Source organism: Flavobacterium sp. CFS9 (assembly GCF_041154745.1).
Lineage (GTDB): Bacteria > Bacteroidota > Bacteroidia > Flavobacteriales > Flavobacteriaceae > Flavobacterium.
The window spans coordinates 3,396,763-3,418,799 of the sequence record NZ_AP031573.1 but is presented as its reverse complement, the minus strand read 5'-3'; the positions used below and the strand labels follow the sequence as shown (position 1 = coordinate 3,418,799).

Below are 22,037 nucleotides of genomic sequence, written 5' to 3'. Positions count from 1 at the left end.
TATTAATTCCAAAAATGATAGAACGTATTATGAGAGAAAATGACATGTTAGAAAAAGAAGAGATTTTTTCTAAAGTATTACGAGCAGGAAGAAGAACTTATTTCTTTGATGTGAGAGCTACTAAAGCTGATGATTATTATATCACAATTACCGAAAGTAAAAAATTTACTGAGGAGGACGGTTCCTTTCATTTTAAAAAACACAAGATCTACTTGTACAAAGAAGACTTTAGTGCTTTTGCCGAGATACTTGAAGAAATGACTTCCTATGTCCTGAACCACAAGGGCGAAGAAGTAATCTCTGAAAGACATCAAAAAGATTTCAAAAAAGAATATGGTTCTGATAAACCTGAAGGACAAAGAACCAGTTTTACAGATATAGATTTTGACGATATTTAGTCGACGGAAGGCTTTTTTTAAAGTATAAGTCCATAGTGTTTTGCATTTTGGACTTTTTTTAAACACTTAAACTCTACTAATTTAGTCGATATTTGTTTGTGGTTTTAAAATAGAGATTTCAAATATCTTTATAAAAAAAGTAAAAATGGAAGTACAGTTATTAATTCTGCCAGGTCTTGGAAACTCCGGAAACAAACACTGGCAAACGTTTTGGCATAAGAAATTCAAAAATTCAACCCGCATCGTTCATGACGAATGGGACGAACCTATTCGCGCAGAATGGCTGAAACGTTTAGAAGAAGAAATTTCCAGGCTTAATGGCCCAACAATACTGGTAGCACATAGTTTAGCGGTTTCACTTGTCCTGCACTGGGCGCAGGCAAACAACAATCCAAACATAGCGGGTGCCTTACTGGTTGCTCCTGCCGATGTAGATTCACCCGCACATACACCGGAGTGTATCCGAAACTTTTCGCCTATGCCAACTTCAAAACTGCCTTTCCCTTCTATTGTCGTAGCAAGCGAAAACGATCCTTACGCGACTTTTGAACGAAAAAAATACTTTGCTGAAATGTGGGGAAGCGATCTGGTGAATGTAGGACAAAAAGGACACATCAACTCTGATTCGGATTTAAAGTATTGGGAAGAAGGGCAATTGATTTTGGAACAATTGATCGAGAAAATAAAATAGTTTTCAGTCGCAGTTTACAGTCGCAGCCTACATACTGAAAACTGTGACTGAATACTGCGACTATACACTACAAACTAACCTATACGCAGTCCATTTTCTATTTTAAAATCGGGAGCCAGTAAAACAACATCTCCCTCCTTTCCTATTGCGCCGAGAACCAGGCATTCGCTCATAAATTTTCCTATTTGCTTTCGGGGAAAGTTTATGACTGATATAATTTGTCGGCTTAACAAATCTTCTTTTTTATAATGTGCCGTTATTTGGGCAGATGATTTACGGATTCCTATTTCGGGACCAAAATCAATTGTAAGCTGATAGGCCGGTTTTCTGGCTTCGGGAAAATCATTTACTTCTATAATTGTTCCGACACGCATATCGGTTCTTTCAAACTCACTCCAGGTTAAATCCATTTTTATTTTACTATTTGATGTTTTACAAACCTATTAATTTTACCTTTACAACCATTAATTCTACAGCTATTTTTTGAACTATTTCTCTCATTTTGGAAATCCGATGATTGTTCCGATCTCAAAAAAATAAAATATACTCTTAAAATCAAAAACAAGTCCATATCCTTTCTTTTACAGAAATTTAAAGTTATTTTTGAGAAACTTATTTCTACAAAAATGGCACGAACTCCTTCGAATATGATTCCTCTTGGAACAATTGCTCCAGGTTTCAAATTAAGAGACACCAATTCTAATAATGAGTATTCATTTGACGATTTGAGAGGTTCAAAAGGCACTTTGGTCATGTTTATCTGCAACCATTGTCCGTTTGTAGTTCATGTTATTAAAGAGGTAGTTATGATTGCCAATGATTATCGGGTACAGGGAATCAGCATTGTTGCCATTTCAAGCAACGATGTTGAAAAATATCCGCAAGATGCTCCTGAGTTAATGACCGACTTTGCTTTTCAGAACAAGATCGATTTCCCGTATTTGTACGACGAAAGCCAGGAAGTCGCCAAAGCTTATGAAGCGGCTTGTACTCCTGATTTTTATTTATTTGACAATCAGGACCGATTGTTTTATCGCGGCCAACTGGACGATTCAAGACCCGGAAACGGAATTCCGTTAAGCGGAAGCGATCTTCGCAGTGCGATTGATGCTCTTATTTACAACAGAAGTCTGAAAGATCCGCAAAAACCAAGTATTGGCTGCAACATCAAATGGAAAACATCACTTTAGTGTTTTCAAAAAGTTTGCTTATCTTTACAAATCAAATTAATTATTTCCACAGTGACTACTATAAATCTATTTACAGTTTCTCCGGTATCGCTTTCTCTTGTGAGAAGAGCGCACTCGGCTGTATTTATTTCACATAGTAAGGCCTTTATCAATTAGGCCTCCGTCTATTTCAATTTCTTCTCTCAGACGGAGGATTTTTTTTTTTTAGTTTTCAGTTTACAATTTTCAGTTTTCAGCAGCAGTCTTTATTTACAGACCGCTAGAAATAACTGTAGCTATAATTTGTTTCTGAAAATTCTACACAGTCAACCCACAATAAATTAGAATAGATATGAAACCAACACCTACATTCTGTAAGTCAGATTATCAATTTTTAAGAGAATTGATTTTAAAAAGTAAAAATGCCACCAATGCCAAAGAAATCGGGCAGCTTTCACACGAACTGGACCGCGCTGTAATCCGTAAAGAAAGTGAATTAGACAGCAGTACTATACGCATCAATTCGCATGTTATTATTGAAGATGTAAAAGCAAAAAAACAAATGAAGATTCAGATTGTTCTGCCTTCATTTGCGGATGTAAAAGAAGGTAAAATATCAATATTAGCGCCCCTAAGTGTTGCTATTATTGGCTTTAAAAAAGACGATGTTGTCGATTGGGAATTACCGGCCGGAATAAAAACTTTAAAAATAGCTGCGGTTGACAATTCTTCTGAAAGCGCTTCATAATTTTCTAAACACCTACCCCGTGAAGGTGTTTTTTTATGCTCAGTTTGAAGCAAAAAAAAAACTATCCAAATAAATATGAATAGTTTTTATACTTTTTAAATTCCAATTCCTTACAATTGAGAAGTTATATAGTTTGATATTGAAGTCATCTGAGTATCATCTAACTTCGCTTTTTTCTGCATTCTTACCAGAATTGGCTTCCAGTCTTCCTGACTAAATTTCTTCGGATCATATAATTTATGACATCTTGCACAACTGTTTTCGTACAAGTTTTTACCTTCTGCCAGTGCAGGAGATAATTCTGTTGCTTTTGCAACTTCAGTGGCTGCCGGAGTGGTCGCAACAGCAACGGGAGCAGCTTTTTTTGTACCGCACGAAACGATAAGCAACGTCACAGCGGTTAAAGTTAAGATCCTTAATTTCATTGTTCTTGTTTTTTAAAGTAAATATAAAAAAAATCCCATTCGGCTAGCGAATGGGATTGCTATTTAAAACAATACTAAATTGTTGTAAAGTCTTATTTTACGTCCATTAATTCAACGTCAAAAATCAAAGTTGCGTGTGGTGGAATAACTCCTCCTGCACCTGAAGCTCCATAAGCTAAATCAGATGGAATTACGAAACGAGCTTTGTCACCTACTTGTAATAAAGCAATACCTTCGTCCCATCCTTCGATAACCTGACCCTGACCTAATCTAAATTCGATTGGTTTTTTACGTGGGTAAGAAGAATCAAATACTTTTCCGTTTTCTAAAGAACCTTCGTAATGTACTGCAACAGTTTTACCTGCTTCCGCTTTTTTACCGTCTCCTTTTTGAATCATTTTATAACGTAATCCGCTATCTGTTTTATCAAAACCTGCAGCCAATTGCTCCATCTTTGCTTCTGATTCCGCTTTTAAAGCAGCATCGCGCTTCAAACGAGCTCCTTTTAAAGCAATAAAAGCTTCAATTGCATTCCATTTTTGAGCTTCTTCGCCTACTCTGATGATTTCTACTGAATCAAGATTATCTCCCTGAGCCACTGCATCAACAACATCCTGTCCTTCGATTACATGACCAAAAACAGTATGTTTTCCGTCTAACCATGAAGTTGGAACGTGAGTAATGTAAAATTGAGAACCGTTACTAGCCGGACCTGAATTTGCCATTGCTAAAACTCCCGGACGATCGTGTTTCAAGCTAGGGTGAAACTCATCGTCAAATTTGTATCCAGGATCTCCGGTTCCGGTTCCTTTCGGACATCCTCCCTGAATCATAAAATCAGCAATTACTCTATGAAAAGTTAATCCGTCATAGAATTTTTGTCCTTGAGGCTTTACTTTATTTTCCATATTTCCTTCTGCAAGAGCTACAAAATTTCCTACGGTTCCAGGTGTTAAATCGTGTGTAAGTTTTACTAAAATCGAACCTTTACCAGTGTTGAATTTAGCGTATATTCCGTTTTCCATTGTTGTTATTTTTTATTTGATTGCAAATTTACAAATTAATTTTATACCAATTTATGCTTTCTGTCTTTTAGACTTTGATTTGTAAGTAAGGCCGTAAACTGTAAATGCCAGTGCTGATAATCCAACACAGCCAAGGGTTACGGCATGCCATCCGCCCAGTTTCCATAACAGTAATCCGTAAGCAGATCCAGCTGCTGTTCCCAAGAAACTAAACGACATAAATACGGTATTCAATCGGTTTCTGGCTTCCGGAAGTAAGGAATACACGCGGGTTTGGTTTGAAATATGTACTCCCTGAATTCCGATATCAATAAATACAATTCCAATCGCAATTCCGATCACACTTTCGATAGAGAAATAAAAAACCAGAAAACTAATCAGAATTAATAAACAGCCATAACCTACTGCAATTCTTGAATTCCCTTTGTCACCCATTTTTCCAACTAACGGCGCTGCCAAAGCTCCCGAAGCTCCAACAATACCGAATAATCCAATAGTAGCACTGTTAAAATCAAATGGTTTTCCCGAAAGCAGCAAAACCATAGTGGTCCAGAAAGCTCCAAACTGTGCAAAACTAAATACATTAATCAGTGTCGCTTCACGCAGAACCGGCTGTGTTTTTATAAGTGTAAAAAGCGATTGAATCAGCTGTCCGTAAGTTCCCTGAAATTGAGGTTTATTTACTGGGAATTTATTCTGAATCACAAAAAAGATCAATAAACAGATTCCGGCAGCAATATAAAACATAGACCTCCAACCCAATACCTGGCCGATAAATCCGCTTAAAGTTCTGGAAAGCAATATCCCCACCAGCAAACCACTCATGATGGTTCCGACTACTTTTCCGCGCTGTTCAGGAGCGCTTAAAGATGCTGCCAATGGTAAAATTAACTGTGGTACGATTGAAGTAACTCCAATTAATAAAGAAGCTACCTGTAAAAGGAAAAAACTTTTAGCCGTAGCTGCCATAATCAATGCAATTACAGAAGCAAAAGTGGTTATTAAAATTTGTTTTTTACGTTCGATTTTATCTCCCAGCGGAACCATAAAAAACAGTCCTATAGCATAACCCGCCTGGGTTAGATAGGTTATTGTTCCCGCACTGGCTTCAGGAATTTTAAATTCGTTGGCAATTAAAACAATTAAAGGCTGGCAGTAATACAGATTTGCAACGATAAGTCCGGTGCAGGCTGCCATAAACAAGACATTCGTTTTGGATAAATTCATTTTGCAAAAATACCAATCTAATTATTACCAAAACTTTAAAAAAATTATAATTTTTAAAGGTTTCTAAGCCAATCCGGTTCTTGTTTTAAAGCTTGTTGATAATTCTAAACTGTTATCATGACATAAAATCTTCGCGCATTGGACTAAAAACATCCGTCAAAAGTCCGCTTTCTAAACAAACCACTCCATGAACTGCATGAGGCGGAATGTAAAAACTATCTCCTTCTTTTAACGTTTGGGTGACTCCGTTAATGGTCACATCAAATTTACCACTGGAAACATAGGTAACCTGCGAATGATAGTGCTCGTGTAAAACTCCAATTCCGCCTTTCTCAAAATGCACATTTACCAACATCACTCTTTCATCAAAAGCCAGAATTTTACGTTTGATTCTTTCTCCGACTACTTCCCATTCGATTTCATCTCCTTTTATAAACTCCTGACTCGCTTTCAAATGCTGTTTTTTTTTACGGTGTTTAATTTGCTTTTTTCGCTTCTCGCAGATTTTCCGGTTTTTTCATCACAATCTCGCCCAAGCTTTTACCAAAAACAAATCTATTTCTTTTATCACTTCATATTCTATCGTCTACTTCGTAAATATACTAAAATGACTTTCAAGGTAATCGTAAATTCACTCTATTTTCTGATCAAAAATAATCAGTCAACTTATTTTACAGCAATTGTTTGTGGCGGCTGCTGCTGTTTATCCGTTTTATACAAATAAATTTTTCCGTCTTTACGGGTGTATATGTAAGTATAATTCCAATAATTTGGACCGGCAATTCTGGTACCTTCATTTGTATCTGCATTTGCATATACTTGTTCTGCATAAATTAATATTTCTCCATGATCCGGGTGATTTAAAGTACGTACGGGCGGTCCCCATGCCTTGATAAGATTCTTTTTAGATTGACCAATCCATTGATCGTTTGGATTTTTAGCTGTTGCACATGCCTGTAAAATCAATATAATTGTTAATAAGAGTAGCTTTTTCATGGGATTTTGTTTTTGATGATTGAACGGTAATATTACTTAAAATTATGCATCTTTTTTTTACATTTAGATCCTTTTATGTTACAAAATCATCAACTATTTAACTGTAATACAAACACTTAAACACAATACACTCAATAATACATTTGATAAGTAACTCATTCTCAAAAACCTCCTAATTATTTTATCTCATTTTCAAATCTTGAAAATTCACAAAAATTAACTTTGTATCTTTGCATCTTAGAACTATTGAAGAAAAAAAATGCGAATTGACATTATAACGATTTTACCTGAATTATTAAAGAGTCCGTTTGAGGCTTCGATTATGAAACGTGCCATAGACAAAGGCTTAGTAGAAGTTCATTTTCATAATTTGCGTGATTACACTACAAACAGGCAAAAAAGTGTTGACGATTATCCATTTGGCGGAGGTGCCGGAATGGTTATGACGGTTCAGCCTATTGATGACTGTATCACGCATTTAAAAAGCCAGCGTGAGTATGATGAAATTATTTATATGTCGCCTGATGGAGAAACTTTAAATCAAAAAATGGCCAATACAATGTCGATGTATGAAAACATTATCATTCTCTGCGGACATTATAAAGGGGTAGATCAACGTGTTCGTGACCATTTTATTACCAAAGAAATTTCAATTGGCGATTATGTACTATCCGGTGGAGAATTAGGCGCTTTAGTATTATCTGATGCTTTGATCCGATTGATTCCCGGTGTTTTGAGCGATGAAACTTCAGCATTGACTGACAGTTTTCAGGACAATCTGCTTTCTGGTCCTATATACACAAGACCTGCCGATTATAAAGGCTGGAAAGTTCCTGAAGTACTGACTAGCGGACATTTTGCTAAAATTGACAAATGGCGTGAGGATATGGCCTACGAACATACTAAAAACAGACGTCCGGATTTATTGGAAGAAAAATAAAAAATATTCCCCCCTCATTTATTTTTAGTGATTCTTCTTAATCATACTTGAAAGCAGTAATTATCGTTATCTTTTTTGTTACCACTTTCTAAAAGCTAAAAAATGAGTGATTTCAATCTGAAACCTATTTATAATACACGGAATTATATTGAGATGAATTACAATCAAATCATCTCAATAAATTCTCTGGAGGACATTTCGTGTTACTCCTACAGAAATTTGCAACGGATTTTTTATTCTTTATTCAACGAAACCATAGGCGCTTATCAGACCCGGTTGAAGGTAGAAAACGGGTACAAAAAACTGATCTACTCGAACAAACAAATCTCAGAAATTGCACTCGAAGTTGGTTTTGCCGATGTGCAGTCATTCTCAAAGACCTTCAAAAAGCATTTCGACTGCGCTCCTTCACTAGCCCGCAATCAAAAAGAACTTTTATTAAACGATACGGGGATTCTTCAATCTTTTACCTCTGTTTTAACACCTGAAATACTCGTAATTCCGGAAACAACGGTTTATTACCTTAGTTCTAAAACCCATTATATTAATCCGGAGATAGAAGATCTTTGGGACACTCTATTAAAAAATGAATTCCCTGAAACGGATGCTCACTTTTTCGGAGTCATCACGGACGACATTTTAATTACTGAAAAAATAAATTGTACTTACGAAGCCTGCATTGCCACCACTGCTGTCCTTAAAAATCTTCCAAAGAAGAAAATTTTTGGCGGTAAATATGCTCGTTTTTTTCATCATGGAAGTTACAATACTCTCGAAGAAACGTATAGTCAAATCTTTGGAGGCTGGTTTCTCACTCATGATTATGAACTTTCACATTTGCCTGTTATTGAACAATACCTGAAAACCAGTGACAATTGTGATAACGAATCTGACTATCTCACAGCGATTTTCATTCCGCTTATTTGATTTGTCCATTTTGGACAACTAACCGTTTATCGTTTGAGAATATCTTTGCATCGTCAAAATACTAGTAACACAATGACGCTAAACAATTAAAGATCACAACAAACTTCAATTAAGATGAAAAAATTATTTTTACCTATAGTACTATTTCCTTTGTTCACTTCCTGCCAGGAAGACGGAATGATTCCAACACCAAACGAACCAACTGAATCCATTAAAAGCGAGATTATGTATACCATGCCCGAAGAATCTGCTCCGCATGAAGGAACCTGGCTGCAATGGCCACACCAATATCAATATGGTATGAACTATAGAGATGATCTTGATGCTACATGGGTTGCCATGACAAAATCATTGTCGACAAGTGAAAAGGTACATATCGTTGCTTACGATACCAACGAAAAGAACAGAATTACAACTTTATTACAAAATGCAGGAGTTTCTCTTTCTGCCGTTGATTTTAAAATCTATAAAACAGATGATGTTTGGGTACGAGATAATGGTCCTATTTATGTAAAAGACAAAAACAACCAATTGGTAATTCAGGATTGGGGCTTTAATGGCTGGGGAGAAAAAGCTGATTTTAAAAATTGCAACACTATCCCTGCACAAATTGCCGCAGATCAAAAAACAACAGTTGTAGATTTAAATGCGATCATGATCAATGAAGGGGGAGCCGTAGAAATAGACGGAAAAGGAACTCTTTTAGCTACCAAAAGTTCTATTCTAAACCCAAATCGTAATCCCGGAATGAGCCAGGCACAAGCCGAAGCCATTTTTAAAAAATATTTAGGAGTGTCTAACTTCATCTGGCTGAACGGAAAAGCAGGAAAAGAAATTACTGACATGCACATTGACGGGTTTGCACGATTTGGTAATGACAACACCATCGTGACGATGAGTGAAGATGATTTACTGTACTGGGAAGTACCTGAAGGAGACATTCCTACTTTGTACAATGCAAAAGATTTAAAAGGTAAAAATTACAATTTCCTAAAACTGCCTTTGACTCAAAACAAAGTGGTAACGGCTTATGGAAAAAAATTAGGTTACAAAGGTTCTTATGTTAATTACTACATTGGAAACACGGTGGTATTGGTTCCGAATTACAACGATCCAAATGATGCAGTTGCCAATCAATTGATTCAAAGCTTGTATCCGAACAGAAAGGTAATTGGTATCGACGTTCGTAATTTGTATGCTAATGGAGGAATGATCCACTGTGTGACGCAGCAGCAGCCGAAATAAGTATTCAGTCGCAGTTTTCAGTGTTCAGTCGCGGTTTTCAGCTTTCAGTCTCAGTCATCAGTGTTCAGTAGCAATCATAATAAGCAATAATCAGCACAATAAAACTGCGACTGAATACTGTGACTGAATACTGCCACTGAATACTGCGACTAAAAACTAACCTTCAATTTATCAGCAACTTAAAATAATTTATAATTTATAATTCATAATTTACAATTATTTTCTACATTTGCACCCGAATTAGACTAACCTCTGGCGAAATACGTGAATGTTACTCTAAATAAACAATAATAAAAATTATCATGGCAGATTTATTAAAGTTCGTTCAAAACGAATTCGTTGCTAAAAAAGATTTCCCTGTTTTCGGAGCTGGAGATACTATCACAGTTTACTACGAAATTAAAGAGGGTGAAAAAACAAGAACTCAGTTTTTTAAAGGAGTTGTTATTCAAAGAAGAGGTTCTGGTAACACAGAAACTTTCACTATTCGTAAAATGTCTGGAGCTATCGGAGTTGAGCGTATCTTCCCAGTAAACTTACCAGCTTTACAAAAAATTGAAATCAACAAAAAAGGAGCTGTACGTAGAGCTAGAATTTTCTACTTCAGAGAACTTACTGGTAAAAAAGCTAAGATTAAAGATAAAAGAAGATAATCATTTATCTATTGGTTATAAAAAACTCGTTTCAAATGAAACGAGTTTTTTTTTGCCTGTTTTTTAAAATTTTCAGGAGCTAATCCCGCTATCCGTTTCAATCTTTTGCTTTTTAAAGAAAAAAGCAAAAGGATTTCCACTGCTATCGGGGCTAAGACAATCATTGTCACAACAATATTTTCATTTAGTTTGTCATTTCGACGGAGGAGAAATCTTCGCAAGAAACTCTACAAAGTATTAACGACAATTTTGAACACGGATGACGCGGATTCGCTTTGCGAAAACACAGATTAAAAACGGATTTCATCAGTCTTGCCATTTCGATAGAAGGGAGAAATCACACTAGAAACTCCGTTCCTAAAATCGCCAATCGTTGTCGAGTTTCTTGCGAAGATTTCTCCTCCGTCGAAATGACAAACTATACGGATTACTGTTGAGCTTCGGGTCGCAATCAAAATCGTCAATCTTTGCCGAATCCCGCGTGTGATTTCTCCTCCGTCGAAATGACAAGATTGCGGAGATAATTACACTTAATAAACAAAAAGTTCTTGTTTTACGGTTTGCGTGAGGGATAGAAGTGGAAAGCCCACAGCCTGACGAAGGAAGTGCGAGGACTTGAAGCGGATAGCCCGACCCGCCTTTTTCGGCGGGACACGCCAAAAAAAAAACCGACACTCCTAAAGCATCAGTTTGTATTTTAATGAAAAATTGGTATCTATTTTTTCAATAGATTTTCCAAATATTCGATTTTATCTTTTTCAGCTTGCAGCAAACGCTCGTAAAGCTTTTCTTTTTCATGGAAAGTTTCAATTAATTTATCCAATGGATTAAAAGTACAATGATTTGCATTGAATGCTCCATTTGTAAAACTGTTATCATGGAAACTATTAAAATAATTAATCATATTGTCTTCCAAGAAATTTTTAATTGCTTCAACAGTTACACCAAGTGCTTTTGCAACTTCTTTAAGCCTTTCATCATCTATCGTTTCACTGTTTTCAATAGCGGAAACAGTTTGCTGATTGGTTCCTAAAGCCTGCGCCAAAGCTTCTTGTTTCATATCTCGAAGTTCACGAATACGGCTAATTTTTCGCCCTATATGATTTTGTTTTGTAAGTGTGCTCATAATTCAAAGATAATAATTAAGTTTTATAACAAACAATAAGTAAAAAACATATTAAACAATGTAGCTTACACTTTATTACTCATTCATTCATTAAATCAAAACTACAATTTTTCGGACAAAAATACATTGCTTAACTAATTTTATGCAACTAAAAAGGTTTACCTATTCAGAAATCATCCACTTTTCTCCGTGATCCATCAAAACCGTAATTTTTTAATACCAAAATCGTCGATTTGACAATTTAAAGACCTCGAAATAACAATCTGATAATTTCGGCATTTCTCCTGAAAACTACACCGTTTTCGGACTGTTTTTATTATATTTGCTCCGCTCATTCTGAGCCGACTATACCTTTTACATTGCCATTCTCTGGCGATACGATTATAAAAAAAAAAAAAAATGACACAGAATTCGAAAATCTATTACACCTTAACTGATGAGGCGCCATTGTTAGCGACTTATTCTTTTTTACCTATTGTTCAAGCATTTACGGGTACTGCTGGTATCGCTATTGAAACCAGAGATATTTCTTTGGCTGGCAGAATTTTATCTAATTTTCCTGAGCTTTTAACTGATGCTCAAAAAACCGGAGATGCTTTGGCTGAATTAGGTCAGTTGGCAACACAGCCTGATGCTAATATTATCAAATTACCAAACATTTCTGCATCGGTACCGCAATTAAAAGCGGCTATTGCTGAGTTACAGTCACATGGTTACGCAATTCCAAATTACCCTGAAGATCCGCAAAATGATGCTGAAAAGGAAATTAAAGCAAAATATGCTAAAGTTTTAGGTTCTGCTGTAAATCCGGTTTTACGTGAAGGAAACTCTGATCGTAGAGCACCAAGAGCAGTTAAGAACTTTGCAAAATCAAATCCGCACTCTATGGGTGCATGGTCTGCTGATTCTAAAACAAAAGTAGCTTCAATGCCAAACGGTGATTTCTACGGAAGTGAAAAATCACTTACCGTTGCAGAAGCTAATGACGTAAAAATCGAATTCGTTGCAAAAGACGGTACAACTACTGTATTAAAAGCTAGTACCCCTCTTAAAGCAGGTGAGATCATTGACAGTTCTGTTTTAAGTGTAAAAAAATTAAAAGCTTTTGCTGCTGATGCTATCGCTGACGCTAAAAAAGAAGGTGTTTTACTTTCGGTACACTTAAAAGCAACTATGATGAAAGTATCAGATCCAATTATCTTCGGAGCTATCGTTGAAGTATACTTTGCTGATCTTTTCAAAAAATATGAAACTTTATTTGCAGAATTAAACATTGACACCCGAAATGGTTTAGGTGACATCTATGCAAAAATTGCAGGAAGACCTGAACAAGCGGAAGTGGAAGCTGACATTACTAAAGCAATCGAAAACGGTCCTGCTTTGGCAATGGTGAATTCTGATAAAGGAATTACAAACTTACACGTTCCTTCGGATGTAATTGTTGATGCTTCTATGCCGGCAATGATTCGTACTTCAGGACAGATGTACAATAAAGAAGGAAAACAACAAGATACTATTGCAGTTATTCCGGATCGCTCTTATGCCGGAGTTTACACGGCTACTATCGATTTCTGTAAAAAACACGGTGCTTTTGATCCTAAAACAATGGGAAGTGTTCCTAACGTAGGTTTGATGGCTCAAAAAGCAGAAGAATACGGATCTCATGACAAAACATTCCAAATAAAAGCTGACGGAGTTGTTCGTGTAACAGACAACAAAGGAACTGTTTTAATGGAGCAAAACGTTGAAACAAATGATATTTTCAGAATGTGTCAGGCCAAAGATGCTCCAATTCAGGACTGGGTTAAACTAGCTGTAAACAGAGCTCGTTTATCTGATACTCCTGCTGTCTTCTGGTTAGACGAAAACAGAGCGCATGACAGAGAATTAATTGCAAAAGTTCAAAAATATTTAAAAGATCACAATACTGTAAATCTGGATATCCGCATCTTAAACCCGGTTGCTGCTACAGAATTTACTTTAGACAGAATCATCAAAGGTTTAGATACCATCTCAGTAACCGGAAACGTTTTACGTGATTATTTAACGGATTTATTCCCAATTTTAGAATTAGGAACTTCAGCTAAAATGTTATCTATCGTTCCTTTAATGAACGGTGGCGGATTGTTTGAAACGGGTGCCGGAGGTTCTGCTCCAAAACACGTAGAGCAATTTACAGAAGAAGGATATTTACGTTGGGATTCATTAGGAGAATTTTTAGCGCTTGGAGCTTCTTTAGAGCATTTAGGACAAACTTTAGACAATTCTAAAGCAATTGTTTTATCTGAAACTTTAGACCAGGCAAATGATAAATTCCTTGCCAATGATAAATCTCCTGCCCGTAAAGTAGGTCAGATTGACAACCGTGGTTCTCATTTTTACCTTGCATACTACTGGGCTCAGGCTTTGGCTGCTCAAAACAAAGATGCTGAGTTGAAGGCGATCTTCACTCCAATTGCTGCTGAATTTGAAGCTAACGAAGCTAAAATCGATGCTGAATTAATTGGTGCACAAGGAAAACCTCAAACGATTGGTGGCTATTATCAGCCAACTCCGGAGTTAGTAAGCAAAGCAATGCGACCAAGCGAAACATTCAACTCCATTATCGCCCAAATAAAATAGTATAATGAAATGATAGAGATATAAAACGTATCTCCCCTAAAAAGACAACTTTCAACAGTTGTCTTTTTTTATGAGTTAAACTAAAAAAACTCTGAACCTTTGAACTCCTACACCTTTGAACCTCAGAAAAAGCCCCATTCTTAACTAATGTTTAACAAACGTTCTGCAGAAATATTTAACAAGAATCATTAACTATGTAACTCAAAACCAAGATAATGACCACCAAAAAAAATACCACTTTTTTGTTTTTTCTATTTACCATTTTAACATCATTTTCTCAGGAAAAATTCACACTGAGCGGAACCATCACCGACTTTAAAAACAATGAAACTTTAATCGGTGTAAACCTCTATATTCCGGCCTTAAAAATGGGTACCACCACCAATGAATATGGGTTTTATTCACTAACCGTTCCACAGGGCGAATATGAAATTGAAATTAGTTATGTTGGTTATCAGACGCTTCAAAAGACCATAACTTTAAATCAAAACACTAAAAGTAATTTTGCCATTACCGAAAGCGGTGAAGAACTTAAAGAGATCATAATTACTGATAATAAAGGCAAAATCAACATCAAATCGCCTGAGATGAGTGCCAATAAACTCTCCATTGCCACCATCAAAAGAATGCCGGTTGTTTTAGGTGAAGTCGATGTCTTAAAATCAATTTTACTGCTCCCGGGAGTTACCAATGCAGGTGAAGGCGCCTCGGGGTTCAATGTACGCGGCGGAGGTGCCGATCAGAATTTGATTTTACTGGATGAAGCTACCATCTTTAATTCTTCTCACGTATTTGGTTTCTTCTCCGTTTTTAATCCGGATGCCATCAAAGATTTAAAATTATATAAAGGTGGAATTCCGGCTCGCTATGGCGGAAGAGCCTCTTCTGTTTTAGACATTTATCAAAAAGACGGAAACAGTAAAGAATTTCATGTCAATGGCGGAATAGGATTAATTTCAAGCCGAATTTTAGCCGAAGGTCCGCTAGTGAAAGACAGAGGTTCTTTCCTGATTGGAGGAAGAGCTTCTTACGCTCATTTATTTCTAAAATTATCCGAAGATCAAAAAAATAACGCTGCTTATTTCTATGATTTGAATACCAAACTGAGTTATAAGTTAAACGAAAACAACAGTTTGTATTTATCGGGTTATTTTGGCCGTGATGTTTTTAGTCTGAACAAAAGCTTTACCAATATTTACGGAAATTCAACACTAAACCTGCGTTGGAACCACTTGTACTCTGATAAGTTATTTGCTAATTTATCTCTGATTTACAGCGATTACTATTATGGTCTTGACTTAGATTATGTAGGCTTTAAGTGGGACTCAGGAATTAAAAATTACAACATCAAATACGATTTCAAAAACTATATATCAGATAAATTCAAACTGAACTACGGTTTAAATGGAATTTACTATGAATTTAATCCCGGAACCATTAAACCAAGTAATGAAAAATCCGGAATCAACCCGGACCAGCTGGATAAAAAATATGCTTTTGAACCTTCTGTTTATATCGAAGCCGAGAATCAGCTTTCAAAAAAACTCACACTAGCTTACGGCTTGCGTTACAGTCTATTTTATCGTTTAGGTACTTCTACAATTAATTACTACAACAACAATGAGGCTGTCACCTTCAATAATAATATGCAGATTTACGAAAAAGGAATCCCGACCTCAACAAAATACTTCGGTAAAAACAAGATCATTCAGGATTACAATAATTTCGAACCACGACTTTCGGTTTCTTATCAGTTAAACGACGATCAGGCTATTAAAGCAAGCTATAACCGCATGGCGCAGTATCTTCAATTGATTTCGAATACCTCATCACCTACTCCGCTTGATGTCTGGATGCCAAGTGATAACTACATCAAACCTCAGATTGCAGATCAGGTTGCTTTGGGCTATTTTAGAAATATTAATAATGGCGCCTATACTGTTGAAGTCGAAACGTATTACAAAAAGATTCAAAACCGACTCGATTATATCGATGGTGCCGATTTGATTGCAAATAATGCGATCGAACAAATAGTGCTAAACGGAAGAATGAGAGCTTATGGTGTCGAATTTATGCTTAAGAAAAACGAAGGCAAATTCAACGGATGGATTTCGTACACTTTATCCAAATCACAGCAGCAGACTCCGGGAAGAACTCCCGAAGAGACCGGTATCAACAACGGACAATGGTACAGTTCGGCCTATGATAAAACGCATAATTTAGCCGTGACATCAGCCTATAACCTGAACGAAAAATGGTCTTTTGGAGCTAATTTTGCACTGCAATCCGGACAGCCTGTTACCTATCCGAATGGACAATATCAATATTTAGGAATTACAGTTCCTAATTATGGGTTAAGAAACGACAATCGTTTGCCGGCCTATCATCATTTAGATGTTTCGGCAACTTTGACTCCCCGAAAAAACAAAGACAGGAAATGGAAAGCAGAATGGGTTTTTAGTATTTACAATTTATACAACCGCCAGAATGCGGCCTCTATCAATTTCCGTCAGAATACCGACACTGCAGCAAACGAAGCTGTAAAAACTTCCATTTTCGGAATTGTTCCTGCCGTTAGCTATAATTTTAAATTTTAAGACCAACTTTCCCTTCAAAGAAAAATAAAAGACAGATCATGAAAAAAGCAACTCTTTTAATTGTCCTTTTTATATCCATTTTCTTCGCCGGTTGTGAAGAAGTTGTAGATGTTAATCTGGATAATGCTCCGCCAAAATTAGTTATCGAAGCGGCTATAAACTGGCAAAAAGGAACCACAGGAAAGCAACAAACCATAAAACTGACCACCACTACCGGTTATTTTCAAAATGTTATTCCAACTGTTTCGGGCGCAACCGTATTTATCACGAACAGCCAGAACATAAAGTTCAATTTTAGTGAAGTTCCTAAAACCGGACGATATGTTTGCTCGAATTTCATTCCGGTAATTGATGAGACCTATACCTTAACCGTGATTTCCGGCGGAATTACTTATACTGCCACTGAAACCATGAAATCAGTCGCTCCCATCACCCGTGTTGAGCAAAACAATCAGGGTGGTTTTTCAGGAAAAGAAGTTGAAACGCGTGCTTACTTTAACGATCCTGCCGATGCCGATAATTTTTATCTTTTTAAATATGTATATTCGACGAAAATTACCTCAACTTACTACGTTACCGAAGACAAATTTTTTCAGGGAAATGAATATTTCAGCACCTCGGATGATGACGATTTAAAAGTTGGAAATGAAGTCGAAATGACACATTACGGCATCTCTAAACAATATTACAATTACATGAACATTCTGGTGAGTATTGCCGGAAACAATGTTGGCGGACCTTTTCAGTCTCCTCCTGCAACCGTAAGAGGAAATATTATCAATACGGCTGATAAAGCCAATTTTCCGTTAGGTTATTTTTCGCTTAGTGAAACCGATTACAAAAAATACAAAATTCAATAATCAATAAAGAATGGAAGCCAGAATTCAGATTTTATCCGAAAAAAAACTAATTGGGAAATTCATAACAATGTCATTTTTAGAAAACAAAACCTATGAATTGTGGAGTTCATTTATGCCGAAGCGTAAAGAAATTAAGAATGTGATTGATACCAACCTGTATTCTCTGGAAGTTTTTCCAAAGGCACATTTTGACAATTTCGATCCCGGAAATACCTTCGAAAAATGGGCCGCAGTCGAAGTCTCTGCATTTGGTAACGTACCACAGGAAATGAAATCTTTGGTAATTCCAGAGGGATTGTATGCTGTTTTTGTTCATAAAGGCCCTCAAAGCGAAGGCCACAAAACGTATCGTGAAATTTTTGTAGACTGGCTCCCAAATTCAGCTTATATGGTAGATGAAAGACCACACTTTGCCGTAATGGGTGAAAAATACAAAAAAGAAGATCCGGATTCTGAAGAAGAAATCTGGATTCCAATAACCCAAAAAGCTTAAAACCATGTTGATCGATACCTTAAAAATTCTTTTTAACAGAGACCTGAACAAATTAAAAATTGAAATTGAGTCCTATGAAAACGAAGCTCAGATTTGGGCAATTGCACCGGATATTTCCAATTCAGCCGGAAATCTTTGTTTGCATCTTATGGGAAACATAAATACCTATATTGGCGCTGAATTAGGAAAAACAGATTATGTCCGTAATCGTCCATTAGAGTTTTCTCTTAAAGATATTCCAAGATCAGAGCTCATCAGTAAAATTGAGCATACTATTTTGGTAGTAAATAACACCCTTGACAGCTTAACGGAAGCCGACTTAGAACTTATCTATCCACAAATTGTTTTCGAAAAAGAAATGACAACGGGTTTCTTTTTAGTGCATCTTTCTACACATTTAGCGTATCATTTGGGACAGATCAATTACCACAGAAGATTATTATAACTTAAACTTTAAGACTACAAAAAATAAGAAGAAACAAATGCTTTTTTGTATGTACAAATAAAATATTAACAATATATTTGATACAAAAAATCATTTATGAAAAAACACTACTTCTTATTATTTCTTTTTTTTATATCATTATGGAGCAATGCTCAGGTTTCTTCAAATATTGACCCGGATTTTGACACAAAAGATCACCTTCCCAATTTAACTTTATTTAGCAAAGAGTTTGCTTTACAACCTGATGGAAAAATAGTTTTGGTTGGAAATTCCAGTTCATATAAATTGTACAATGACAAAAATGCGGTAAAAGGTAACAACATTTTGAGGTTAAATAAAGATTTGTCTCTTGATGAAACGTTCAAAACTGGTTTAGGTTTTAGTTCTTCACCATCAGGTCTTGCAATACAATCTGATGGAAAAATTCTGGTTAGCGGCTCTTTTACAACTTACGACGGCAAGCCGGTAACTAAAATAATCAGGTTAAATGCTGATGGTACTATTGACAATACATTTAATCTTTCTGATAAAGGATTCAATTCTTTTACGATTACAACTATACGCTCTATAAAAATACAACCGGATGGAAAAATACTAATAGCGGGAGTTTTCGATGTTACTATTTATCAAAAGTTTACTGGCCGCAATATGCTTCGCTTAAATGCTGACGGTACTGTAGATAAAACTTTTCAACCGGGCACCGGTTACCCTTACAATATTTTCAAATTTGAACTACAAACTGATGGTAAAGTAGTGAGAGTCTATGAGAATACCTACAACAAAGAAACAAGTTATAGAATTGACCGTTTAAATTCTGATGGTACTTTAGATTCAGGATTCACCGCTATAGAAGGATTTGGAGGAATTTGTTCCAACAATACTGTTGGATATGATAGTATGTTCGATTGTAAACTAGGCATTCAAAAAGATGGAAAAATATTATTTGGCGGTTGCTACACTACATTCAAATATGTTGGAACCACCGGTTTTATGAGGTTCAACACCGACGGATCGAAAGATACATCCTTTAAATACGTTGTGCCCGGATTCCCAATGGCAACAGTAAAAGATTTTATTTTTCTTTCGAATGATAAAATACTAAAAAGCGATTTGACGCTCATTAATAATGATGGCTCTATTGATAATACAGTTGTAGCAAAATTAGACGCAAACACAAATTCAAATAAAATTCTGCTGTGCCCGGATAATAAATTATTAGTTTGCACGGAGAATATTGTAAACTTTACAGGAGGAAGTACCTCTTTTAACCGATTTATTAAATTAGATTTAACTACTTCTGAAATTAACGCACAAGAACAACCAGGTACTTTTTATGCAGGAAATGATATTTTAGAAAAACCGAATGGTGACATTCTTGTTTTAGGAAATAGTAAAAGTACCTTTAATACAAAATATCATGATGGTATAAAATTGCTAAACAAAAATGGCAAGCTTTCTCAAAATAAAAATTTATACCAAAACTTATTTACATCACCTAAAAGTGAAAAAAACATCTTTAGAAAAGGAATTGTTCAGCCAGATGGTAAAGTTATTTTAAATAAAATTGAATCTACAGGCGTAAGTAGTTTGGTTAGATACAACGACGATTTTACCATAGATGCTTCTTTTTCGGCCCCTATTTATCTTGGGCGCATATACAATTTAATATTACTGTCCGATGGAAAAATCTTAGTTACTTCAGATGGCCAGGATAGTCTTACGAGACTAAATAGTGATGGTTCCAAAGATCTTAGCTTCGCCTCAGTCAGAGGATTTAACAATCTCTGCTACACATCAGCAGTGCAAAAAGACGGAAAAATAATTGTAGCTGGTAATTTCACTGCTTTTAACGAAACAAAAATCAATCGAATTGCGAGATTTAATAGTGATGGAACCTTTGATAATACTTTCCGCCCTGATGAAAACCTAACCGGATTTATCTACACTACAGGTATACAATCTGATGGAAAAATCATCATCGCGGGTCAGCTAAATTTTAATTCTATAACAGAAAAGAGTTGTGTTCTAAAACGCTTAAATACGGATGGTTCTACAGATGTATCATTTACAGAATACAATTCTACTTATGTAGCGCATCTTGTAAGAGGCATGGAAATACAATCCAATGATCAAATTATACTTTTCACTAATCGCAACAGCACCACTGATTATCAGATAAATGATTTTAAACGATTAGAAAAAAATGGAGAAATTGACACCACATTTGATTCAGGTGAAGGATTTGATGGTAACATCAGTGCCATTAAAATTCAAAAAGACGGAAAACTTTTAGTGACAGGCAGTTTTGTAAAATACAAAAACAACTGGTCTAATGGAACAATCCGCTTACTTGGTACCGAAACTACATTAGATACTCCAGATTATTTCTTAAACAATAATGACAATTCCAATCTTGTTTTATTTCCTAATCCGGTTAAAGATGTACTGAACATTTCATCAGATGAAAATCTATCTATAAAATCAATACAAATTTATAACACACTTGGACAATCTGTATTAGATACCAAAAACATAAAAAACTTCTCAAACATCAATGTTTCGGAATTGAATAAAGGGATTTACTTTGTTAAAATAAGTTCAAACAAAGGAACAACAACAAACAAATTTTTAAAAAATTAGCAAAATGCTCTCTTAATTGAGAGCATTTTTTTGTCCCTTATTCCTTTAAAATCTCCACTGCAGCTAATTTAGTGATTTGCCAGATCTTTTGCAGCTCATAACTTTTGTACATTTGCAGCACATTTCAAATCAAAAAATTAAATGTCTTCACACCATATCGTACGCGACGACCAGGAACCCGCTTTAATTATCGCCAACGGAGCAGCATGCAATCCCGAATTATTAGGACAATTATTGGAATGGTCCCCTCTGGTTATCGTACTCGATTCAGCCATTGAAAGAGTAATTGAACTGGGCATCAAAGTCGATGTGCTATTGGGTGATTTCGACCGTGGTTTTGATCCTGAAATATACAAGACAACACAATACCCTATCGAAATTGTTCATACACCCGATCAGGACAAAACCGATCTGGAGAAAGCTTTTGATTATTTAATCGATCGCAAAATACCTGCTGTAAATGTGGTCTGGGCCACCGGAAAACGTGCAGATCACACCATAACCAATATCACCAATATTGCCCGCTACCGCAATTTGCTTAAAATTGTGATACTGGACGATCATTCGAAAGTATTCTTACTGCCTCATAAATTTGAGAAGTGGTACACGGCGAAAACTCCAATCTCTCTGATTCCGATTGGAGTGGTTAACGGAATTTATTCGACCAACTTACAATATCCCCTTGAAAACGATACCTTAACGATTGGCTACAGAACCGGAAGCAGCAATTCGGTTCTTCAGGACGGATTAGTGACTATTACTCATACGGAAGGTGATTTATTGCTCATGGAATGTATGGATTAAATACCG

22 protein-coding genes are annotated in these 22,037 nt (G+C 35.9%); 15 read left to right on the top strand and 7 right to left on the bottom strand.

The window, feature by feature from the left end; translation table 11 throughout:
• The first annotated feature begins 29 nt into the window (after positions 1-29).
• Both ACAM30_RS14460 and ACAM30_RS14455 read left to right on the top strand, forming a co-directional pair.
• Complete coding sequence (locus ACAM30_RS14460) at positions 30-398, top strand: PUR family DNA/RNA-binding protein (RefSeq protein WP_017495419.1); 369 nt, start codon at positions 30-32, stop codon at positions 396-398.
• Positions 399-543: 145 nt separating this feature from the next.
• Entirely contained in the window at positions 544-1,089 is a 546-nt protein-coding gene (locus ACAM30_RS14455; RefSeq protein WP_369615309.1) for an RBBP9/YdeN family alpha/beta hydrolase, read from the top strand.
• Between the two features lie 74 nt (positions 1,090-1,163).
• Here the strand turns inward: ACAM30_RS14455 and ACAM30_RS14450 are convergent, their stop codons facing one another.
• A complete protein-coding gene (locus ACAM30_RS14450; RefSeq protein ID WP_369615308.1) occupies positions 1,164-1,499 on the bottom strand; it encodes a tRNA-binding protein in 336 nt (111 codons plus the stop codon).
• A gap of 216 nt (positions 1,500-1,715) precedes the next feature.
• On the opposite strand from ACAM30_RS14450, the gene ACAM30_RS14445 reads away from it, so the two are divergent.
• Together ACAM30_RS14445 and ACAM30_RS14440 are read left to right on the top strand one after the other, a co-directional pair.
• Entirely contained in the window at positions 1,716-2,279 is a 564-nt protein-coding gene (locus tag ACAM30_RS14445; protein ID WP_369615307.1) for a thioredoxin family protein, read from the top strand.
• A 331-nt stretch (positions 2,280-2,610) separates the two neighbouring features.
• On the top strand, positions 2,611-3,006 hold the full coding sequence (locus tag ACAM30_RS14440; protein WP_369615306.1) for a GreA/GreB family elongation factor: 396 nt from the start codon (positions 2,611-2,613) through the stop codon (positions 3,004-3,006).
• A gap of 110 nt (positions 3,007-3,116) precedes the next feature.
• Here ACAM30_RS14440 and ACAM30_RS14435 read toward each other — a convergent pair whose 3' ends face one another.
• From ACAM30_RS14435 to ACAM30_RS14415, 5 genes are all read right to left on the bottom strand, one after another.
• Positions 3,117-3,431: a cytochrome c gene (locus ACAM30_RS14435; protein WP_369615305.1), complete on the bottom strand. Its 315-nt coding sequence runs from the start codon at positions 3,429-3,431 to the stop codon at positions 3,117-3,119.
• A 92-nt stretch (positions 3,432-3,523) separates the two neighbouring features.
• Positions 3,524-4,456, bottom strand: coding sequence for a peptidylprolyl isomerase (locus tag ACAM30_RS14430; protein ID WP_369615304.1), 933 nt, complete (start codon positions 4,454-4,456; stop codon positions 3,524-3,526).
• A 51-nt stretch (positions 4,457-4,507) separates the two neighbouring features.
• The gene (locus tag ACAM30_RS14425) at positions 4,508-5,683 is read right to left on the bottom strand and encodes an MFS transporter (RefSeq protein ID WP_369615303.1); all 1,176 of its coding nucleotides are present in this window, start codon (positions 5,681-5,683) and stop codon (positions 4,508-4,510) included.
• Positions 5,684-5,798: 115 nt separating this feature from the next.
• Complete coding sequence (locus ACAM30_RS14420; RefSeq protein ID WP_369615302.1) at positions 5,799-6,137, bottom strand: cupin domain-containing protein; 339 nt, start codon at positions 6,135-6,137, stop codon at positions 5,799-5,801.
• Positions 6,138-6,349: 212 nt separating this feature from the next.
• A complete protein-coding gene (locus tag ACAM30_RS14415) occupies positions 6,350-6,679 on the bottom strand; it encodes a hypothetical protein (RefSeq protein ID WP_369615301.1) in 330 nt (109 codons plus the stop codon).
• 259 nt (positions 6,680-6,938) lie between these two features.
• Between ACAM30_RS14415 and trmD the strand changes: the two genes are divergently transcribed.
• The 4 genes from trmD (at position 6,939) to rplS (ending at position 10,444) form a co-directional block, all read left to right on the top strand.
• Positions 6,939-7,619 (top strand): tRNA (guanosine(37)-N1)-methyltransferase TrmD, encoded by a 681-nt coding sequence (gene trmD / locus ACAM30_RS14410; RefSeq protein WP_017495431.1) that lies wholly within the window; start codon positions 6,939-6,941, stop codon positions 7,617-7,619.
• 102 nt (positions 7,620-7,721) lie between these two features.
• Positions 7,722-8,546, top strand: coding sequence for a GyrI-like domain-containing protein (locus ACAM30_RS14405; protein WP_369615300.1), 825 nt, complete (start codon positions 7,722-7,724; stop codon positions 8,544-8,546).
• A 114-nt stretch (positions 8,547-8,660) separates the two neighbouring features.
• Positions 8,661-9,791, top strand: coding sequence for an agmatine/peptidylarginine deiminase (locus tag ACAM30_RS14400; protein ID WP_369615299.1), 1,131 nt, complete (start codon positions 8,661-8,663; stop codon positions 9,789-9,791).
• A 302-nt stretch (positions 9,792-10,093) separates the two neighbouring features.
• A complete protein-coding gene (gene rplS, locus ACAM30_RS14395; RefSeq protein WP_017495434.1) occupies positions 10,094-10,444 on the top strand; it encodes a 50S ribosomal protein L19 in 351 nt (116 codons plus the stop codon).
• 715 nt (positions 10,445-11,159) lie between these two features.
• Here the strand turns inward: rplS and ACAM30_RS14390 are convergent.
• Entirely contained in the window at positions 11,160-11,570 is a 411-nt protein-coding gene (locus ACAM30_RS14390; protein WP_369615298.1) for a helix-turn-helix domain-containing protein, read from the bottom strand.
• A 399-nt stretch (positions 11,571-11,969) separates the two neighbouring features.
• On the opposite strand from ACAM30_RS14390, the gene ACAM30_RS14385 reads away from it, so the two are divergent.
• From ACAM30_RS14385 to ACAM30_RS14355, 7 genes are all read left to right on the top strand, one after another.
• Positions 11,970-14,192 carry an NADP-dependent isocitrate dehydrogenase gene (locus tag ACAM30_RS14385; protein WP_369615297.1) on the top strand — a complete coding sequence of 741 codons (2,223 nt, stop codon included), beginning with the start codon at positions 11,970-11,972 and terminating at the stop codon, positions 14,190-14,192.
• A 215-nt stretch (positions 14,193-14,407) separates the two neighbouring features.
• Positions 14,408-16,789, top strand: a complete 2,382-nt coding sequence (locus ACAM30_RS14380) for a TonB-dependent receptor (protein WP_369615296.1) — start codon at positions 14,408-14,410, stop codon at positions 16,787-16,789.
• A gap of 38 nt (positions 16,790-16,827) precedes the next feature.
• On the top strand, positions 16,828-17,649 hold the full coding sequence (locus ACAM30_RS14375) for a DUF4249 domain-containing protein (protein WP_369615295.1): 822 nt from the start codon (positions 16,828-16,830) through the stop codon (positions 17,647-17,649).
• Between the two features lie 10 nt (positions 17,650-17,659).
• The gene (locus tag ACAM30_RS14370) at positions 17,660-18,142 is read left to right on the top strand and encodes a GyrI-like domain-containing protein (protein ID WP_369615294.1); all 483 of its coding nucleotides are present in this window, start codon (positions 17,660-17,662) and stop codon (positions 18,140-18,142) included.
• 4 nt (positions 18,143-18,146) lie between these two features.
• On the top strand, positions 18,147-18,587 hold the full coding sequence (locus ACAM30_RS14365) for a DinB family protein (protein ID WP_369615293.1): 441 nt from the start codon (positions 18,147-18,149) through the stop codon (positions 18,585-18,587).
• 96 nt (positions 18,588-18,683) lie between these two features.
• Positions 18,684-21,227 carry a T9SS type A sorting domain-containing protein gene (locus tag ACAM30_RS14360; protein WP_369615292.1) on the top strand — a complete coding sequence of 848 codons (2,544 nt, stop codon included), beginning with the start codon at positions 18,684-18,686 and terminating at the stop codon, positions 21,225-21,227.
• Positions 21,228-21,368: 141 nt separating this feature from the next.
• Complete coding sequence (locus ACAM30_RS14355) at positions 21,369-22,031, top strand: thiamine diphosphokinase (protein WP_369615291.1); 663 nt, start codon at positions 21,369-21,371, stop codon at positions 22,029-22,031.
• The last annotated feature ends 6 nt before the right edge of the window (positions 22,032-22,037 follow it).

Bases quoted from the DNA above. Each gene is read 5' to 3' on its own strand.
- ACAM30_RS14385 (WP_369615297.1), top strand. From the start codon at position 11,970: ATGACACAGAATTCGAAAATCTATTACACCTTAACTGATGAGGCGCCA.
- rplS (WP_017495434.1), top strand. From the start codon at position 10,094: ATGGCAGATTTATTAAAGTTCGTTCAAAACGAATTCGTTGCTAAAAAA.
- ACAM30_RS14355 (WP_369615291.1), top strand. From the start codon at position 21,369: ATGTCTTCACACCATATCGTACGCGACGACCAGGAACCCGCTTTAATT.
- ACAM30_RS14370 (WP_369615294.1), top strand. From the start codon at position 17,660: ATGGAAGCCAGAATTCAGATTTTATCCGAAAAAAAACTAATTGGGAAA.
- ACAM30_RS14365 (WP_369615293.1), top strand. From the start codon at position 18,147: ATGTTGATCGATACCTTAAAAATTCTTTTTAACAGAGACCTGAACAAA.
- ACAM30_RS14380 (WP_369615296.1), top strand. From the start codon at position 14,408: ATGACCACCAAAAAAAATACCACTTTTTTGTTTTTTCTATTTACCATT.
- ACAM30_RS14425 (WP_369615303.1), bottom strand. From the start codon at position 5,683: ATGAATTTATCCAAAACGAATGTCTTGTTTATGGCAGCCTGCACCGGA.
- ACAM30_RS14440 (WP_369615306.1), top strand. From the start codon at position 2,611: ATGAAACCAACACCTACATTCTGTAAGTCAGATTATCAATTTTTAAGA.
- ACAM30_RS14460 (WP_017495419.1), top strand. From the start codon at position 30: ATGAGAGAAAATGACATGTTAGAAAAAGAAGAGATTTTTTCTAAAGTA.
- ACAM30_RS14405 (WP_369615300.1), top strand. From the start codon at position 7,722: ATGAGTGATTTCAATCTGAAACCTATTTATAATACACGGAATTATATT.
- ACAM30_RS14455 (WP_369615309.1), top strand. From the start codon at position 544: ATGGAAGTACAGTTATTAATTCTGCCAGGTCTTGGAAACTCCGGAAAC.
- trmD (WP_017495431.1), top strand. From the start codon at position 6,939: ATGCGAATTGACATTATAACGATTTTACCTGAATTATTAAAGAGTCCG.
- ACAM30_RS14430 (WP_369615304.1), bottom strand. From the start codon at position 4,456: ATGGAAAACGGAATATACGCTAAATTCAACACTGGTAAAGGTTCGATT.
- ACAM30_RS14400 (WP_369615299.1), top strand. From the start codon at position 8,661: ATGAAAAAATTATTTTTACCTATAGTACTATTTCCTTTGTTCACTTCC.
- ACAM30_RS14360 (WP_369615292.1), top strand. From the start codon at position 18,684: ATGAAAAAACACTACTTCTTATTATTTCTTTTTTTTATATCATTATGG.
- ACAM30_RS14375 (WP_369615295.1), top strand. From the start codon at position 16,828: ATGAAAAAAGCAACTCTTTTAATTGTCCTTTTTATATCCATTTTCTTC.
- ACAM30_RS14390 (WP_369615298.1), bottom strand. From the start codon at position 11,570: ATGAGCACACTTACAAAACAAAATCATATAGGGCGAAAAATTAGCCGT.
- ACAM30_RS14415 (WP_369615301.1), bottom strand. From the start codon at position 6,679: ATGAAAAAGCTACTCTTATTAACAATTATATTGATTTTACAGGCATGT.
- ACAM30_RS14435 (WP_369615305.1), bottom strand. From the start codon at position 3,431: ATGAAATTAAGGATCTTAACTTTAACCGCTGTGACGTTGCTTATCGTT.
- ACAM30_RS14450 (WP_369615308.1), bottom strand. From the start codon at position 1,499: ATGGATTTAACCTGGAGTGAGTTTGAAAGAACCGATATGCGTGTCGGA.
- ACAM30_RS14445 (WP_369615307.1), top strand. From the start codon at position 1,716: ATGGCACGAACTCCTTCGAATATGATTCCTCTTGGAACAATTGCTCCA.